This window comes from Aliigemmobacter aestuarii (genome assembly GCF_004799285.1).
Lineage (GTDB): Bacteria > Pseudomonadota > Alphaproteobacteria > Rhodobacterales > Rhodobacteraceae > Aliigemmobacter > Aliigemmobacter aestuarii.
In genome coordinates this window covers 455,895-472,621 of the sequence record NZ_SSND01000002.1, presented here as the reverse complement: position 1 = coordinate 472,621, position 16,727 = coordinate 455,895, and the positions used below count along the sequence as shown (strand labels likewise).

The window sequence follows — 16,727 nt, the reverse complement described above, 5'->3', positions numbered from 1 at the left end:
GCGGGATGCCGCAGGGACTACAGACGAACGGAAACCAGAAGCCCGGCGGGTGACTGTCCGGGCAAACGGGGGATCGGAACAATGAAGGCTGTCAAACCCGAACAGGTGCTGGCGACATTTCCCGCCTCGGTGACGCAGGCGCGCTGCTGGGTGATGGACCAGATCCAGCCGGGGAACCGGGGGTTGAACCTCGCGATCCGCTGGGAGGCGCGCGGCAACCTGCCGGGCGACGTGGCCGAGGCAGCCTTCCAGGAAATCGTCAACCGGCACGAGATCCTGCGCACCCGCTTTGTCGAACGCGATGGCGAACCGATGCAGGAGGTCGTCGATCATGTCGACTTCAAGCTGAACCGCGTCGATATCCGCAACATCCCCGAGGCCGATCAGGAAGACCGGATCCGTGCCATCGCCCGCGACCATGCCGACGAGCCGTTCAACCTGTCGAGGCCCTGCCTGTTCCGCGTGGCGATGGTGCAGATGTCGCGCGACCGCGCCGCGCTGCTGATCAGCGTCCACAATTCGGTGTTTGACGGGTTTTCGATCCGGGTTCTGGGCCATGAATTCGGCACCATCGCCTCGGCCCTGATCGAGGGGCGCCCGCATGGCCTGCCGGAACTGCCCCTGCAATATGGCGACTATGCCATGTGGTTCCGCGACTACGAGGCCGCCGGCGCGCTGGCCGAGGACGAGGAATACTGGCTGCGGCAGTTGCGCGACATGGCCTATTTCGAGGTGCCCTCGGATCATCCGCGCAGCGTGGCCAAGCCCGAGACACGGTCGATCGCCCGCGACCTGCCTGCCGATTTCGACGCAAGGATGACCGAGGCCGCACGACGGCTGGATGTGTCGTTCTTCGCGCTTGGCACGGCCGCCACCAGTGCCGCGCTGGAACGCGCGTCAGGGCGGGGCGATGTCAGCTTTGCGATCCAGGTTGCCGGGCGCAACGACGTGGATCTGGAACCGCTGATCGGGATCTTCACCAACCCGATCGTACTGCGCTTCAACATCGACCCCGGTCAGACGCTGTCAAGCCACGCGCTGGCCACCCGCGCGCTGGTGAACGACGCCATCGCCCATCAGAACCTGCCCTTCGACCGGCTGGTGCAGAAGCTGAACCCGAAACGCGATCCGCTGCGCATCCCGGTCGTGTCGATCATGTTCAACCTCCAGCGTGCCTTTCTTCAGGAACTCGATTACGGGCCGTTCGAGCTTGTGTCGGTGCAGTCCCATTCGCCGGGCACGCTTTACGACCTGCACCTTGCCATTCTTGGCCGCAAGTCGGGCTGGCGGATCGTGATCGACTACAACGCGAACCTGTTCCAGGCGGCGACGGTCGAACGGATCGCCGATGCGATGGTGGATCTTCTGACCCAGGCGATAGACGCGCCAGACAAGCCGATTTCGGCGGTGGCGCCCATCCTTCGCGCCCCGGTCGCCGAACCTGCCCCCGCCCCGTCCGAAGCCCAGCCCGCCGTGAAAGAGGACGCCGGGGCTCTGCCCCGGCTTGCGCGGATCTGGTCGGATCTTCTGGCCCTGCCGACAGACGCGGTCGATGGCAATTTCTTTGACCTGGGCGGGTATTCCGTGCTGTCGCTCAGGATGCTGGCGAAGGTTGGCGAAACCTTCGGCTATAGGCCCTCGCTTTACGAATTCCTGGCTGATCCCACGCTTCGGGGCATGGCCGACCTGATCGGCCGGAACACCGAAACCGCCCCGGCCCCCGCGACTGAACCGCCCGCCCGCCCGATGTGGGGGCTGATCGAACTGCGGCCCGGTGCGCCCGCGGGCCCGGTGCTTTTGTCGGTCAACCAGACGTTCCTCTACCAGTCGATCGGGCAGGGTATCGGGGCGGAAGCGACGGTTGCCAACATTGCCATCCCTGATCGCGAGGCGCTTGCCGCCGAGGCCGCGGCGGGTTTCGACGCAGCGATGGAACAGGCGGCGGACCTTGTCGTGCGGCGCTATGGCGGGCGTCCGCTGATCCTGACCGGACTCTGCGTCGATGGCCGGCTGGCGCTGCGGCTGGCGCAGGCACTTGAGGCGCGCGACAACCCGGTTGCCTCGGTCGCGATGATCGACACCTGGGCGCCCGGTGCGGTGCAGGAGTTTTCCGCACTGCGCCGCTGGCTGGACAAGCTGACGGTGCGCGCCCGCAGGCTTGGCTATTTCCTGAAGATGCGGATGCAGGGGCGGATCGGCTGGGCCGACCTTCTGAAGCAGTACAGTCTTGGCCAGCGCCTGCTGCGGCTTTCCGGCAAGGCGGGTGAACGCCCCGATCTGGATGCGATGATCGACGCGACCGTCACGCAATTCGTGGGGCAGACAAGGGCCTATGCCTTCCGGCCCTATTCGGGCGAGGTTGTCCTGTTCGTGACCGAGGCGCAGGGGATCGTGCCACGGGATGGCGTTCTGGGCTGGGGATCGCTGCTTTCGGCGGATACGGCGGTGCATCGCATCCGCGGCTGGCACGGGGAATCCGTTCTGCGTTCGGGTTTCGACAGGGTGACACGCGTGCTGGACGACAAGCTGAAACGCCTGTCGCGCGGCCGGACGCAGGATGGCTAGGGCCGCATCACCCCTTCGCATCGCGCTGGTCGCCGCGCCGGGATGGCGGCTGTCCGGGTGGCAGGCCCATCTGGTCGCGGTGATGGCGGCCGATCCGCGGTTCCGGCTGACCGGCCGGCTGCAACCCTCGGTGACCGAGGCCGCGCCACGGCCCGCCCTTCCCTTGCGCGCGGTTCTGGCGGCGGAACGGCGGATGGTCGAACGGCGCTTCGGCGTGGTGGATACCGCCGCCGCGCAGCGGATCGTTGACGGTTTGCCCCTGATCGAGGCGGGCGCGGACGGCCCCGACGTGGCGCTGTCACTGGATACAGGCAGGCTTGATTTCGCGACCCGCGCCGCCCTGCCCCATGGCGAGATCACGATCCGGGCCGACGGTCATCCCCCTGGCTGCGGGTTCACCCGCATGGCCCGCGCGGATCGTGCGCGCGATCTGGTCACGGTCGAGATCGTGCAGCAGGGCGCCACGCCACCCCGGATCATCCTTTCGACACGGTTCAACCCCAAGCCCACCAGCGCGCTGACCGCCGAATTCGTGGCCGAGGCCGCGGCCGTGCCGTTGTGCAAGGCCCTCGCCCATCTGGGCGAGGCTGGCCCCCATGTCGGGCCAGCGCCGGTTGCCGGTGTTCCGGGGGTCGTGACCTTGCCCGGATACCTTGGATCGATCGGGCGGACGATCGTGCAACGGCTGGCCGGCGCGATCCTGCACCGGTCGGGCCTGTCGCAGGATCACTGGGAACTGGTCGCTGGCACCGGCGATCCAGATGCCTTCGAACCCGCGCAGGGCCGCCCCCTGCCGCGCCTTGCCTTCCTGATGGCCGATCCGTTCCTGTTCCATCACGCGGGCCGCGATTTTCTGTTCTACGAGGCAATGGATCGCCGCGACACGATCGCCCGGATCGACGTGGCGGAACTGAAAGACGGTGTCCTTCGCCCCCTGGGGACGGCGCTTGGATGCGATACGCACCTGTCCTTTCCGCATGTCTTCCGCGACGGCGATTGCGTCTACATGATCCCGGAAACACAGTCCAATCGACGGCTGGAGGTGTGGCGTGCCGTCGATTTCCCGCTGAAATGGGAACTTCACGCGACCGCGTTCGAAGGGTGCCACTTGGCGGATTCCTTCCTTCTGCGCCATGGCGGGCACTGGTGGCTGTTCACCAACCTTTCAGAACACCGGCGGTTTCAGGAACATTCCATCGCGCTGCATCTCTTTTCCTGCGACGGTCCTTCGCTGGCCAATCTGCGGCCGCATCCGATGAACCCGGTCGTGATCGGGTCGGATACCGCCCGCAACGCGGGTGCTGCGGTTCGCAGCGGCGGGCGGCTGTTCCGCCCCGCGCAGGACAACCGGCGGAATGTCTATGGCTACGGGCTGAACATCATGGAGATCGAGGAACTGACCCCCGACACCTATCGCGAACGCCTGCATCGGCGCTACAGACCCGGTTCGCTGCCGGGCTGGCGGCGGCTGCACCACGCCACCTTCGACAAGGGGATTTTCGTCGTGGATCGGAGCCCGGCATGAGGTTGGCGCGATTTCTTGCGCCCGCCCTGTTGCTTGGTGGTGCGGCGCTGGCGGAACCGCCGTTCCGCCTTGGGGTGCAGACCCATTTCGAACAGGGCTGGTCGCTGGACCTGCTGCCGCGTCTGGCCGAGGTGGGGGCGACGCTGGTGCGCGACGAACTGGATTGGGCGGGGATCGAGACACGGCCGGGCGAATACGATTTCGCCCCGGCGGATGCCTACATGGCGCCGCTGGCCGCGATGGGGATCGAGGTGATGGTCGTCCAGACCGGGACGAACCCGCTGCACGATGCGGGCAACACCCCGCACACGCCCGAGGGCCGCGCCGCCCATGCCGCGTTTCTGGCCGAGACCGCCGCGCATTATGCCGGGCAGGTCACGCGGTTCGAGATCGGAAACGAGGTGAACGCGGGCGAAAGCATCGGTGGCCCGTTCAAACAGGACCCGGCAAGGGAACTTGCGTCGCTTGCGCGTGCCGCCGGTCCGGTCCGGGCGCGGGCAGAGGTTCTGTGCGCGGGCACGAACACCATCCCGATGGGGTTCCTGCGCGATTTCTTCCGTTCGGGCGGGCTTGAGGCCTGCGATTCCGTGTCTGTCCACCCCTATGGCGCACCGCCTGAAACGGTCGATCTGGAAATCGGTCGCCTTCGGGCGCTGATGCAGGAGATGGGCGGCGAAAAGCCGGTCCATGTCACCGAGTTCGGCCAATGGACGGACCGGCCGGAAGAGTCGGCAGGGTTCCTTGTGAAATCCGTGGCCGCGATGGCCGCGGCCAAGGTGGGGGATGCGATATGGTATGCCCTGATCGACGAACCCTGGTGGCCCAACATGGGCCTTTTCACCCCGCAGGGGCAGATCAAGCCGGCGGGGCTGGCCTATGCTTTCGTGCAGAAGAACCTGATCCCGCTGGGTCGCCCGACGGATGTCAGCCCGACCCGTGCCGCCCGCATCTTCGCCTATGGCGGGGAAGGTCAGGCGGTCGTCGCCTGGGGCGCCGGCCTGCCGGTCGAGGTGCGGGGCACTGCGCAAGCCTTCGATGCGACGGGCAATCCGGTGGACCTGCCAAGCGTCCTGGGCGATGACCCGGTGATCCTGTTGGGGCAGGGGATCGAGATTGTCGTCAAGGGTGCGCCGGTTCACGACTCGCTTTTCCATTACGACCTGCCGCCGTGGAGCTATCACGCCCGCCGGCCCGACATCGGGCTGACCCCTCTGGAATGGCGTGACTGGCAATGGGCAAGTTTCCGGGGGGCGCCCGACCTGTCGCCCCTGGCCATCAACGCGAACTGGATCACCACGGCGCGTTTCGGTGATCGCCCCTATGCTGCGGTCGAACGGTTCACCGCCCCTGCCGAAGGCCGCTACCGGATCGAGGGCTGGTGGCAGGCGGCCGACGGGGCCGAACCTTCGGCCATCCGCGTGCTGCTGAGGGGCGAGGTGCTGGCCCAGGGGGAAACGGGTGCCGCCCGGTTTGAAATGCCGCCGGTCGAACGCGATCTGGCCGAAGGCGCGACCGTGGAATTCGAGGTCGGACCCGCCGGACCGGACGGCGACGGATCGGTGCGCCGCCGCATCCGGATCGAGGGGCCGCTGCCCTAGGGCAACGGCCCGCCCGGTTCAGATCCCCCGCTTCGCCCCGGCCCGATAGGCCCTGAGCGCGGGCTTTGACGGGCCGGCATCGGACCCGCGCGCATCGGCATAGGCGGCAAGGCTTGCGATGCTGGGGTATTGCAGCAGGTCCTTCGCCTCAAGGTTCAGGCCCGCGTCGATCATCCGGGCGGCGATACGGAACACGGTCAGCGAATCCGCGCCAAGCGCGTAAAGCGTGGCGGACGTGCTGATGTTCTCGATCCCCAGGACATTTTCCCAGATCTCGGCCAGGCGCCGTTCGGTTTCCGTCGTGGCCCCGGTGTGCATCGGCAGGACGGTCGCCGTCGCCTCGGGTGCAGGCAGGGCCTTGCGGTCCAGCTTGCCGTTCGCGGTCTTGGGCAGGTCGCTCAGCATCACCCAGGCCGTGGGCACCATGTAATCGGGCAATGCGCCCGACAGTGCCCGGCCGATCGCAAGCCCCTCGATCGTGCGGCTGCGGTTTGCCACCACATAGCCCACCAGTTGCTGTCCGCCCCGCGGCGAGGGGCGCAGCGCCACGGCGGCGGCCTCGACCCCGTCGATTGCACGCAGGGCGGCTTCGATCTCGCCCAGCTCGATCCGGAACCCGCGCAGCTTGATCTGGTCGTCGCGCCGGCCCAGAACCGCGATGCGCCCGTCATCCAGACGCCGCGCGATGTCGCCGGTGCGGTACAGCAGGCGGGGACGGCCGTTCACCGTGACCTCGTGGAAGGCTGCCGCGGTCAGGTCGGGGCGGTCGAAATACCCCTTGGCCAGCCCGTCGCCGCCAATCCACAATTCCCCGGCAGCACCGATGGGCAGCAGGTCTTTGTCTTGCCCCAGGACATGCAGTTCGGTGTTGGCGATCGGGTGGCCGATGGTGATCCGGTCGCCCGGCCGCACCCGTTCCACCGCCGACCAGATCGTCGTTTCGGTCGGGCCGTAGAGGTTCCACAGCGCCCCGCCTCCGGCCAGCAGCCGTTCGGCCAGATCGGCGGGCATGGGTTCGCCGCCGCAGAACATGGTCAGCCCCGGACGCGGTTTCAGCCCCGCTTCCAAGAGCATCGCCCACAGGGTCGGCGTGGCCTGCATGTGGGTGATGTCACCCCGCGCGATGCGTTCCACCACCCTGAACCCGCCCAGCACGTCGCCCTTGGTCGCCAGGACGACCTTGCCCCCCCGGATCAGCGGCAGGAAAAATTCCAGCACCGAGATGTCGAAAGTCTTGGTCGTCACGGCCAGAAGCGCGTCATTCGCCCCGAAGCCGGGTTCACGCGCCATCGAGGTCAGCAGGTTGACGACCTGCCGATGCCCGACTTCGACGCCCTTCGGCGTTCCGGTCGATCCTGATGTGAAGATCACATAGGCCGAAGGGTTGGCGCTTCGGCTGACAGGGGCAGGCGTGGCCCCTTCGACAAGGCCGGCCATCGCGATCAGCCGTGCCGCCGAACCCGTGGCAAAGGCCGGTGTTGCAGGGGCGTCGTGCAGGATCGCATCCGCCCGCGACGCCGCCAGCACGGCGCGCAGCCGGGCTTCGGGCTGGGTCGGGTCCATCGGCACATAGGCGTGGCCCGCCTTCATCACCCCCAGAAGCGCCACGATCGTGTCGGAGGTGCGCTGCATCGCCACGGCCACCCGCCCGCCCGGTGCGGGCAGCGCCGCCTGCACCGCCGCGGCCACCGCATCGACGCGGGCCATCATCGCCCCGTAGCTGACGGTTCCGCGCGCGTCTTCGATGGCGACGCGGTCGGGATTGGCGCGCGCGACTTCGGCCACCAGATCGTGGATCAGCGCATCCTGCGGATAATCGGCGCGGGTTGCATTGACCGTCTCGGCCAGCCATCCGGTTTCGGCTGCGGTCAGGATCGGGAAGCTGGCAACCGGGCGATCCAGCCCGGCGGCCATTTCCCGCAGAACGGTGTCCAGATGCCCGATCCACCGCTCGACGGTCGAGGCGTCGTAAAGGTCGCGGTTATAATCCACGTCGATGCGCAGACCGTCCTTCCGTTCGACCACGTTGACGAACAGATCGAAATTCACCGCCCGCTTGGCGTTCGGGTGGACGATCGCCTGAATGCCGCCCATCTGGAGCCCGTCCGCGAGTTTTTCCAGATTGAACTGGATCTCGGTCAGCGGCAGGCGGTTCAACGACCGTTCCACCCCCAGATCGCGGACCATCGTGCCATAGGTGTAATCCTGATGGTCGAAGGCGTTCATCACCGTCCGCCCCACGCGGGCAAGGTGCTCTGCCATCGTGTCCTTGGCGTCGATCGGGGCGCGGATCGGCAGGAAGTTGACGCAGTGGCCCACAAGATCGGGGTTCGGCAGCAGGCTTTGCCCGCCCGTCGGCACGCCAAGGACGATGTCGGACGATCCGGTCAACCGCGAAATCACCACCTGCAACGCCGCGAAGAGGGTCGAGAACAGCGTGCATCCCGCCTTGGCCCCGGCCTTGCGGGCGGCGCGCATCACGTCGCCGTCCACATGCGCGGTGCAGGTCGCGCCGGCATAGCTTTTCACCGCGCCGCGCGGGCGGTCGGAGGGAAGCTCCGGAAGGTCCGGCAGATCGTGATAGACCCCGCGCCAGAAGGCCCGCACCTCGGGGAGCGGTTCGGCCCCGGCGACGGCCCTGGCATGATCCGCGAAAGACGGTGCGGGCGGCAGGCTGGTGGTGCCATGCCCGGTTTCCTCGGAATAGAAGGCGGCAAGGTCGCGGAAGATCACGTTGTAGGACCAGCCGTCGCAAACGATGTGATGGGCGTTCATCACCAGAACATGCAACCGGTCCGACAGCTTCACGAGGAAGGTGCGGAAAGGCGGGCCTTCGACCAGGTCGATGGGCTGGCCCGCATCCTCGGCCAGAACCTCGGTCAGCGCTGCCTCGGGATCGGTCTCGCCCGACAGGTCGATCAGCGGAAGATCGGCCGCGAAGGGTGCGAGGATGTCGAAGGTTTCGCCGTTTCGGGCGAACTTCTGCCGCAGCCCGTCGTGCCGCGCGATCACCCGTGCCAGCGCGCGCTCAAGGGCGGCCGCGTCAAGCGCGCCCTCAAGCCGCATCGACGAGCTTTCGTTGAACGCGCAGGACGGTTCATCGCCAAGTTGGCTGATCATCCAGATCTCGCGCTGCGCCTCGGTCAGGGGCACGGCAACCGGAAGGGGCGCCGCCTGTGCGGCGACTGCTGTGGCGGGTGCTGCGGCGGGCGCCGCGCTGGCGGTGGCGGTAACAGCCCCGACAGGCCGCAGGATGCCCACCGATTGCAGTTCGTCCACGGCCTCGGTGAAGGCGCGGGCCACGGCGCGGAAATCCTCTTCGGAATGGGCGGTGGTAAACATCGCCATGTAGCCCACCTGCACATGCACCCCCCGCATCCTGAGAAGCGGGAACAGCAAGGCCGCGTTCGGATCGTGGTTGGCCAGGTTGAAGATCATCCAGCTGGAATAGCTTTCGACCAGTCGCGGCAGGCCGCGCGCGGCGAGGATCGCGTTCAACTCGTCGACCAGCGCGCCGGTCCGTTGCGCGACGCGGCCCCAGAGGTCGGGGCCATGCCGTTCGATATGGTCCAGCGTCGCATCTACCGCGGCCAGCACCAGCGGGTGGCGCACGAAGGTTCCGGCAAAGAAGGTGGGGGCGGTCTGCGGAATGGAATCATCCCCGAACTGCCAGGTGCCGCCGTCCAGCGCATCCATGAAACGGCGCTTGCCGGCCAGCATGCCCACGGGCATGCCGCCGCCCACGACCTTGCCATAGGTCGCCATGTCGGGGGCGATGCCCCATTCACCCTGCATCCCCTTCGGCCCCACGCGGAAGCCTGTCACCACCTCGTCCATGACCATCGCGACCCCGGCGGCCTCGGTGATCCGGCGGACCTCGCGCACGAATTCGGCCGGGCGCAGTTCGGGGTGGCGGCTTTGCACCGGTTCGACGAGAACGGCGGCCAGGCTTCCGGCATTCCGGCGCAGCCAGTCCAGCGTTTCATCGGCGGCATAGGGCAGCACCTTCATGTTGCCCAGGCCCGACCGCGGGATGCCCGGTGCGATGGGCAGGGCCGCGGGGTCATCGCCCGTCTTCTGCTTGCCCTTAACCAGGACCTCGTCGAACTGGCCGTGGTAGTCGTTGGAAAAGACCACGATCGTCTCGCGCCCGGTTACCGCGCGGGCAAGCCGCATCGCGGCCATCACCGCCTCGGACCCGGTGTTGCAGAAGGTCACGCGTTCATGCCCGACCATGCGTGCAAATCTTTCCGCGACCGGCCCGGCCAGGTCGGATTGCGGGCCGATGGCAAAGCCCTTTTCCATCTGGCGGTTTACCGCCTCGATCACGAAATCGGGGGAATGGCCGAAGGCCGTCTGCCCGAAACCGTTCACGAGGTCGATGTATTCGTTGCCGTCGATGTCCCAGATCCGGGCGCCCTTGGACCGGTCGGCCACCACCGGATAGACCAGTTCCTTCCATTCGGCGCGGAACCCGGCGGCGGTGCGCGGGTCGGCCAGAACCGGGCGGTAGCGGTCGCAATAGGCCTTGGATTTCGGGCTGCGTGCCGAATAGCGGCGGCAAAGATCCTGCGCATAGGCCTTCTGTTCGTCGGTCAGGTCGGCCACCGCCACGGCGGCGCGTCCGAAGCTGAAGGCGGGTCGCGCAGGCGGCGTCGCATCTTCTGCCGCAGGCGTGGCGGGCGGTGCAGCCTCGGACCCTGCCGCGACCGGGGCAGGCATTGACACCGGGGCGGGCATTGACGCGGGGGCGGGCGCTGTCGCCACGGGCGTTGCCGCCGCCGGGGGAACCTGAACCGGGGCAGGGGCGGCCTGCGTGGCGGGCATCGCGGGTTGACCGGTCAGAACGGCCATCTGCTGTGCGAAGATGGATTGCATGGCGTTGATCTGCGCCTGCATGACGCCGGTCAATCCTTCGCCCGGAACCTGCACCGCGGCGGGCGCCGCCAGAACAGGGGCGGCCACTGCAGGGGTCGCCATAACGGGGGCCGTCGGCGCGGCAGCAACTGCCACGGCAGGCGCTGCGGCTGCGGGCGGCGCGACGGGAACGGGTGCTGCCGCGGGTTCCGGCGGCAGGGTGGCATCCAGATGATCGACCAGCGCCAGCGTGCTGGGATAATCCGACAGAAGCTGCCGGAAGGTCAGGCTGACACCATAATCCGCCCCCAGCCTCTGCGAGACTTGCCCCAGGAACAGGGAATCGAACCCCAGTTCCAGAAAGGTCGCAGCGGCATCATCCGGGCCAAGCTCTTCGCCCGAAAGATCGGCGAGCAGGGCAAGGATCTCGGTCGTCAGGCGCGGCTTGCGGTCGGCGGCGGCGGGCAGGGTCATGGCAGGGCTTTCCTGTGACTGGAACGGAACGATGGCCGGCGCGGCATTGACCGGGGCGGCCTCGAGTGCGGGCAGCGGTTGGGGGACTAGGGTGGATGCGGGGGCGGACGGTGCCGATGCATCCCGTCCGGCACGGGCGGGCGGGTCGATCCAGCACCGCTTGCGTTCGAACGGATAGCCGGGAAGCGGGACGCGCCGCGCCCCGCGCGGGCCGGATCTTGCCCAGTCGACGGGGTGGCCCAGGCTCCAGATCCGGCCAAGGGCAGAGGCCATCGCGACATCGTCGGAAACCTCGCGGCGATGGTCGGGAAGCGAGGACACGATCCCCGCGTGGCCTGTGCGTGGCAGGGTCTGCGCGGCAAAGGCCGACAGCACGCCCCCCGCCCCGGTTTCGACAAGGATCGTCGGCCGGGTGGCGGCAAGCCGGGTGATGCCGTCGGCGAAAAGGACCGCCTGCCGCGCCTGACGCGCCCAATAGGCCGGATCGGTCGCCTCGGCGGGGGTGATCCAGTCGCCGGTGACGCAGCTGACATAGGGGATGGACGGCGGTTGCAGGCGCAGCCCCGCGATCTCGGCGGCAAGCGCATCGCAGACCGGGTCCATCATCCGCGAGTGGAAGGCGTGCGAGGTATGGAGAGGGCTGCTGGGGATGCCCGCAGCCTCAAGCCGCGCGGCCATCGCGGCGATCGCCGCGCCATCGCCCGCCAGCACGTTCAGTTGCGGCGCGTTCTGCGCGGCAAGGTCCACCGACCCGTCGAGGAAGGGTTGCAGCCGTTCCAGAGGCGCGCGGACCGACAGCATCTTGCCCGGCGGCTGATCCTGCATCAGCCGCCCGCGTGCCGCGATCAGGCGCAGGCCGGTCTCGAAGTCAAACACCCCGGCCAGCGCCGCCGCCGCGAATTCACCCACCGAATGGCCGATCATCGCGTCGGGGCGGATGCCGCGCGATTCCCACAGTTTCGCGCAGGCGAACTGGATCATGTAAAGCGCAGGCTGGGTCAGGCGGGTGTCGCGAAGGGCACGCGCTGCCGCCTCGTCCGACACATCGCCGAAGCAGAGCAGGTCGTTGATGTTCAGCCCCAGCAGCGGCCGGGCGATTTCGGCGCCAAGGTCGATCCAGCGGGCGAATTCAGGTTCGCTGCCGTAAAGCCCGCTGCCCATGCCGGGGTATTGCGACCCCTGACCGGGGAACATGAAGGCGATGGCAGGCGGTTCCGAAGGGATCGCCGCCCGTGGCGCGGAAAGGCCGCGCAGGGCGGCTGCGGCCTCGGCCCCCGTGCGGGCGGCCACGGCGGCGTGGAACTCGTAGGCAGTGCGGCCCTCCTGAAGGGTGAAGGCGGCATCGGCGAGGGGCGGGGCATCCGTGCCGCCGACCGCGTCGGCAAGCCGCGCGGCCAATGCCGTCAGCGCCTCGGCCGAGCGGGCCGAGATCGGCAGGATCTGCACCGTTTCGGGCGTTTCGACATGGGCGGGGGGCGGCGCCTCTTCCATGACCACATGGACATTCGTGCCGCCCACCCCGAACGAGCTGACCCCGGCCCGGCGCGGCCCGGTCGCGACCCAGGGCGCGGTGCGGTCCTGCACGCGGAAGGGTGTTCCGTTCAGGTCGATCTTGGGGTTCAGGCGGGTGAAATTCGCCACCGCCGGAATTTCGCCCTGCGTCAGCATCAGCGCGGTCTTGATCACACCGACGACGCCCGCCGCCGCATCCAGATGGCCCAGGTTGCCCTTGACCGATCCAAGCGCGCAACTGCCCGGCCCGCCGCCTGCGCCAAAGACGCTGGCCAGACCGCGCAGTTCGACCGGATCGCCAAGCGGTGTGGCGGTGCCGTGGCATTCGACATAGCTGATGCTGTCGGGGGTGATGCCCGCATCCTGCAGTGCGGCGCGGATCGCGCCCGCCTGGCCTGCGACCGAGGGTGCGGTAAAGGCGATCTTGTCCGAGCCGTCGTTGTTCACGCCGACGCCCCGGATCACCGCATGTATATGGTCACCGTCGGCCAGCGCATCCTCAAGCCGCCGCAGCACGACCACGCCCGCGCCGTGGCCAAAGACCGTGCCGTTCGCGCCTTCGTCGAAGGGACGGCAGACGCCATCGGCCGAAACGATCCCGCCATCCAGCGAGAAGTAGCCGCGCTTTTGCGGGAAGGTGATCGAAACGCCCCCGGCCAGCGCCATGTCGCACTGGCCTGCGCGAAGGTTGATCACCGCCTGCGAGATCGCGGTCAGCGAGGTGGAACAGGCGGTCTGCACCGTATAGGCCGGGCCGTGCAGATCCAGCTTGAAGGCCACGCGGGTGGCAAGGCTGTCCTGAAGGTTGCCGGTGAATTCGGTGTAGTTGCCCACCTGGTAATTCGCCGTGAAATCCTCAAGCCGGTCGCCACTGCCCAGGACGTGGCGCATCAGGTAGGTCGGCATGGACGATCCGGCAAAGACCCCGATCGGCCCGCCAAAGCGGCGCGGGTCGTGGCCCGCGTTTTCCAGCGCCTCGTAGCAGATTTCCAGGAACACGCGGCCCTGCGGGTCCATCTCGGCGGCTTCGCGGGGGTAAAGCTTGAAGAATTTCGCGTCGAACTGGTCCACATCGTTCAGCCAGGGGCGCGCGGGCACATAGGTCGGGCGCGCGCGTTCCTCGGGGGTGAAGCCGTCCTCGATCTCGTCGGGGGCGAAGCGGCGGATCAGGTTCCGCCCGGCGCGCAGGTGTTCCCAGAACGCAGCGAGGGAATCGCTTTCAGGCAGGCGGGCGGCCATGCCGACGATCGCGATCGCGCCTTGATGGTCGATCCTTCGAACGGCGGGTTCCGCCGGTGCGGCCGGTGCTTCGGCCGGCGCTTCGGCGAGTGCTTCGGCGGGGGCGCAGGTTGGGGCGCAGGCGGCGGCACTAGGCGTTTCGGCCTGCACCTTAGGGGCCCAGGGGCGCGCCGTGTCCGAGGTGGACAGCGCCGCCAGTTCCCGCGACAGGTCGGCCAGACGTGCCGTTTCGAACATCAGCGTCAGGTCGAAGTGGAAGCCAAGCAGTTCTTCCAGCCGGGCGTGGGCCTCGATCAGTTGCAGCGAGGTGCCGCCCGCCTCGAAAAAGGTGCTGTCGCCGTCCAGCGGCCCGCAATGCAGCATGTCGTGCCACAGATCGGAAATGATCCCGCGGACCTCCGAAGCCGACAGCGCGCGCACCGCGGGCGCGGCAGGTTCGGCCGGTGCCGGGGGTGCATTGGCGGTGTCGTCCGGCTGGTCCGCGGCTGCCATGTCAGGCGGTTCCGCCGTGACCATCCGCACCAGCGCCTTGCGGTCGACCTTGCCGTTTTCGGTCAGCGGGAATTCGGCCATCACCATGTAATGCCGCGGGTGCATCGCCTCGGGCAGGACCTTTGCCAGTTCGGCGCGTACGGCACGCAGGAAGGTGCGTTCGTCCTCGGGCATCGGCCCCTCGGGGCGCAGGAAGGCGCCGATCCGATGGTCGTCGGGCGACAGGTCCACCATCGCCACGGCGGCGTCCGCCAGCATCGGCAGCGCGCGCAGGTCATGTTCGATCTCGTCCAGTTCGATCCGGCGGCCGCCGATCTTCACCTGCCGGTCGACCCGGCCGAAGAAGTCGAACACGCCGTTCGCGCGGCGGCGGACCAGATCGCCGGTCATGTAGGCACGCCCGGTCGCGCCGGGGCGCGGATCGGGGATGAAGCGTTCGGCGGTCTGTTCGGGCAGGTTCAGATAGCCATCCGCCAGCCCGTCGCCGGTGACCAGAAGTTGCCCGATCTCGCCATCGGGAACCTCGTTCAGGGCCTCGTCGACGACGAAACATTCACCCTGGGGTTCTGCCCGGCCGATCGGGATGGGACGGCCGTCCAGATCTTCGGGCCGGATTTCGTGCATCGTGGTGAAGACGGTGTTTTCCGTCGGCCCATAGCCGTTGCACAGCCGGAACGTCGGATAGGCTTGCAGCATCCGTTCTGTCAGAACGGGCGAAAGGACATCCCCGCCCGAGACGACCATGCGCATCCTGCCCAACGTCTGCGGTGCGTGTTCCGCCATCAGGTGGAAGACACCGGTGTAGAAGACGGCGGTTGTCACGCCGTGGGTTTCCACGGCTTCGGAAATCAGGTCGATGGCGAGTTTCGGCTGGTCAATGATGACCACCGTCGCCCCGGCGCAAAGCGCCACCCAGGTTTCATGAAGCGAGGCATCTGCCGCCAGCGTTCCCGCATGCAGCATCCGGTCCTCGGGCAGGATCGTGGCGGCCGGTTGGTCGAAGGCGAGCCGCGTGATCCCCCGATGCGTCACCACCACGCCCTTCGGTCGCCCGGTGGACCCCGAGGTATAAAGGATACAGGCCTTGTCGCCCCCGTTGACCTGCGGTGCATCCTTCAATGCAGGGCCGCCGGGGGCCACGATGTCCACCACCGGCAGGATCGGGGCACGGGTCGCGCCATCGCACCTTGCCAGCCCCTGCGCCAGATCGCCGAACGGTTCCAGCCAGAGGATCGCCGCGGGGCGCGTGTCATTGATGATCAGCGACAGCCGCTCGGCGTCATAGGCGGGGTCGATCGGCACATATCCGGCACCGGCGCGCAGGATGCCCAGCATCGTCACCGTGGTCGCGATCGACCGCCCGCCCACCAGCGCCACAAGGTCGCCATGCCGGACCCCGGCTGCGATCAGACGTGCGGCCACGCGGTCGGCATCATCCAGCAATTCCCGGTAGGTGACGATCTGTTCGCCGCAGATCAGCGCCGGATGATCCGGCTCGATGTCACGTACACGCGCGATGCAGTCGAACAGGCCAAGCGACCGATCATAGCCAAGATCGCGCAAGGCCAAGCGTTCCGAGTTTGTCATTTTGCAGCCCCACCCCAAAAGAGGTGACGGGAACTGGCCAAGAAATAACCCGGCCTTCGCCGGTTAAAAATGCAACTGGAAACAGGCCTTATTCCCGCCCCATTTCACGCCGATAACCGCCGCGCGCACTCGGTTCCGGCATGGGTTCAGGCTAGATCAATTCCTTGTGCCTGTGGACTCCGGAGTCGTGCGAATTTCGGATTTCTTAAGCAAAAATGTGCGGTTATGACGCCATTCGCAGGGTTTTGGCCCTGTATTGTTCATCATCGGGAAACGCAGGACGGGTTGGGATCGCGTCCGCAATATCTGGGGGTCTTGCCCAAATATTGACATAATTCGTTCATCGGAAACATCCATTGGTGACGGGCGGGCCGGTGAGGGCCCGGCTGGTCCAGCCACTCCCGGCCAACGATTCGGATCGTGATTCGCCCGACGCGCCGGTTAGGCCTTCCCGACCGGGCAGCATCGTGGCGCGATGGACCGGAAATCCGGTGTCGCACCGGTGCGGGCAGGCCCGGTTCCGGGCCCGCACCGCCAAGGTCCGGGGATCAGGCCGAGATGTCGACATCGACATCCAGGAAGGGCGCGTATTGCTGCGCGCCGAAGATGTCGCCATCGCCCGCGCTGCCCGAAGGGCGCACGCGCAGGATGGTGAACTTGATCGCATAGGCCGGGTCGTATTCGACGAAATCCGTCAGCCGCGCCGGATCGACGTTCAGGATGCGGCACACGCTTTCGCGGGTCAGCACGCCCGACCGCTTGACCATGTCATAGGTGTCGCGTTCGCGGAAAATGATGTCGAAGGTGATCTTGTCGGTCCCTGCGTTCTTGGACCGGATCGTCTTGGCCAGATCGGAAAGTTTCTTGCGGGTGTTCAT

At 67.5% G+C, this 16,727-nt stretch carries 5 protein-coding genes; 3 read left to right on the top strand and 2 right to left on the bottom strand.

The genetic code is table 11. The features are described 5' to 3' along the window. Nucleotides 1-81 precede the first annotated feature (81 nt). From E7811_RS11015 to E7811_RS11005, 3 genes are read left to right on the top strand one after another with little or no spacing between them, the layout of a single operon-like run. Nucleotides 82-2,565, top strand: a complete 2,484-nt coding sequence (locus E7811_RS11015; protein WP_136394674.1) for a condensation domain-containing protein — start codon at nt 82-84, stop codon at nt 2,563-2,565. Continuing rightward, the gene (locus tag E7811_RS11010) at nt 2,558-4,090 is read left to right on the top strand and encodes a glucosamine inositolphosphorylceramide transferase family protein (RefSeq protein ID WP_136394673.1); all 1,533 of its coding nucleotides are present in this window, start codon (nt 2,558-2,560) and stop codon (nt 4,088-4,090) included. Before E7811_RS11015 ends, E7811_RS11010 begins: the two co-directional genes overlap by 8 nt. Further along, nucleotides 4,087-5,688 (top strand): glycoside hydrolase family protein, encoded by a 1,602-nt coding sequence (locus E7811_RS11005; RefSeq protein ID WP_136394672.1) that lies wholly within the window; start codon nt 4,087-4,089, stop codon nt 5,686-5,688. The genes E7811_RS11010 and E7811_RS11005 overlap by 4 nt, the downstream gene beginning before the upstream one ends. Nucleotides 5,689-5,706: 18 nt before the next feature. Here the strand turns inward: E7811_RS11005 and E7811_RS11000 are convergent, their stop codons facing one another. Continuing rightward, nucleotides 5,707-15,849: a non-ribosomal peptide synthetase/type I polyketide synthase gene (locus E7811_RS11000; protein WP_136394671.1), complete on the bottom strand. Its 10,143-nt coding sequence runs from the start codon at nt 15,847-15,849 to the stop codon at nt 5,707-5,709. A 548-nt stretch (nt 15,850-16,397) separates the two neighbouring features. Next, nucleotides 16,398-16,727, bottom strand: coding sequence for a DUF4387 domain-containing protein (locus tag E7811_RS10995; RefSeq protein WP_136394670.1), 330 nt, complete (start codon nt 16,725-16,727; stop codon nt 16,398-16,400).

Bases quoted from the DNA above. Each gene is read 5' to 3' on its own strand.
- E7811_RS11015 (WP_136394674.1), top strand. From the start codon at position 82: ATGAAGGCTGTCAAACCCGAACAGGTGCTGGCGACATTTCCCGCCTCG.
- E7811_RS11010 (WP_136394673.1), top strand. From the start codon at position 2,558: ATGGCTAGGGCCGCATCACCCCTTCGCATCGCGCTGGTCGCCGCGCCG.
- E7811_RS11005 (WP_136394672.1), top strand. From the start codon at position 4,087: ATGAGGTTGGCGCGATTTCTTGCGCCCGCCCTGTTGCTTGGTGGTGCG.
- E7811_RS11000 (WP_136394671.1), bottom strand. From the start codon at position 15,849: ATGACAAACTCGGAACGCTTGGCCTTGCGCGATCTTGGCTATGATCGG.
- E7811_RS10995 (WP_136394670.1), bottom strand. From the start codon at position 16,727: ATGAACACCCGCAAGAAACTTTCCGATCTGGCCAAGACGATCCGGTCC.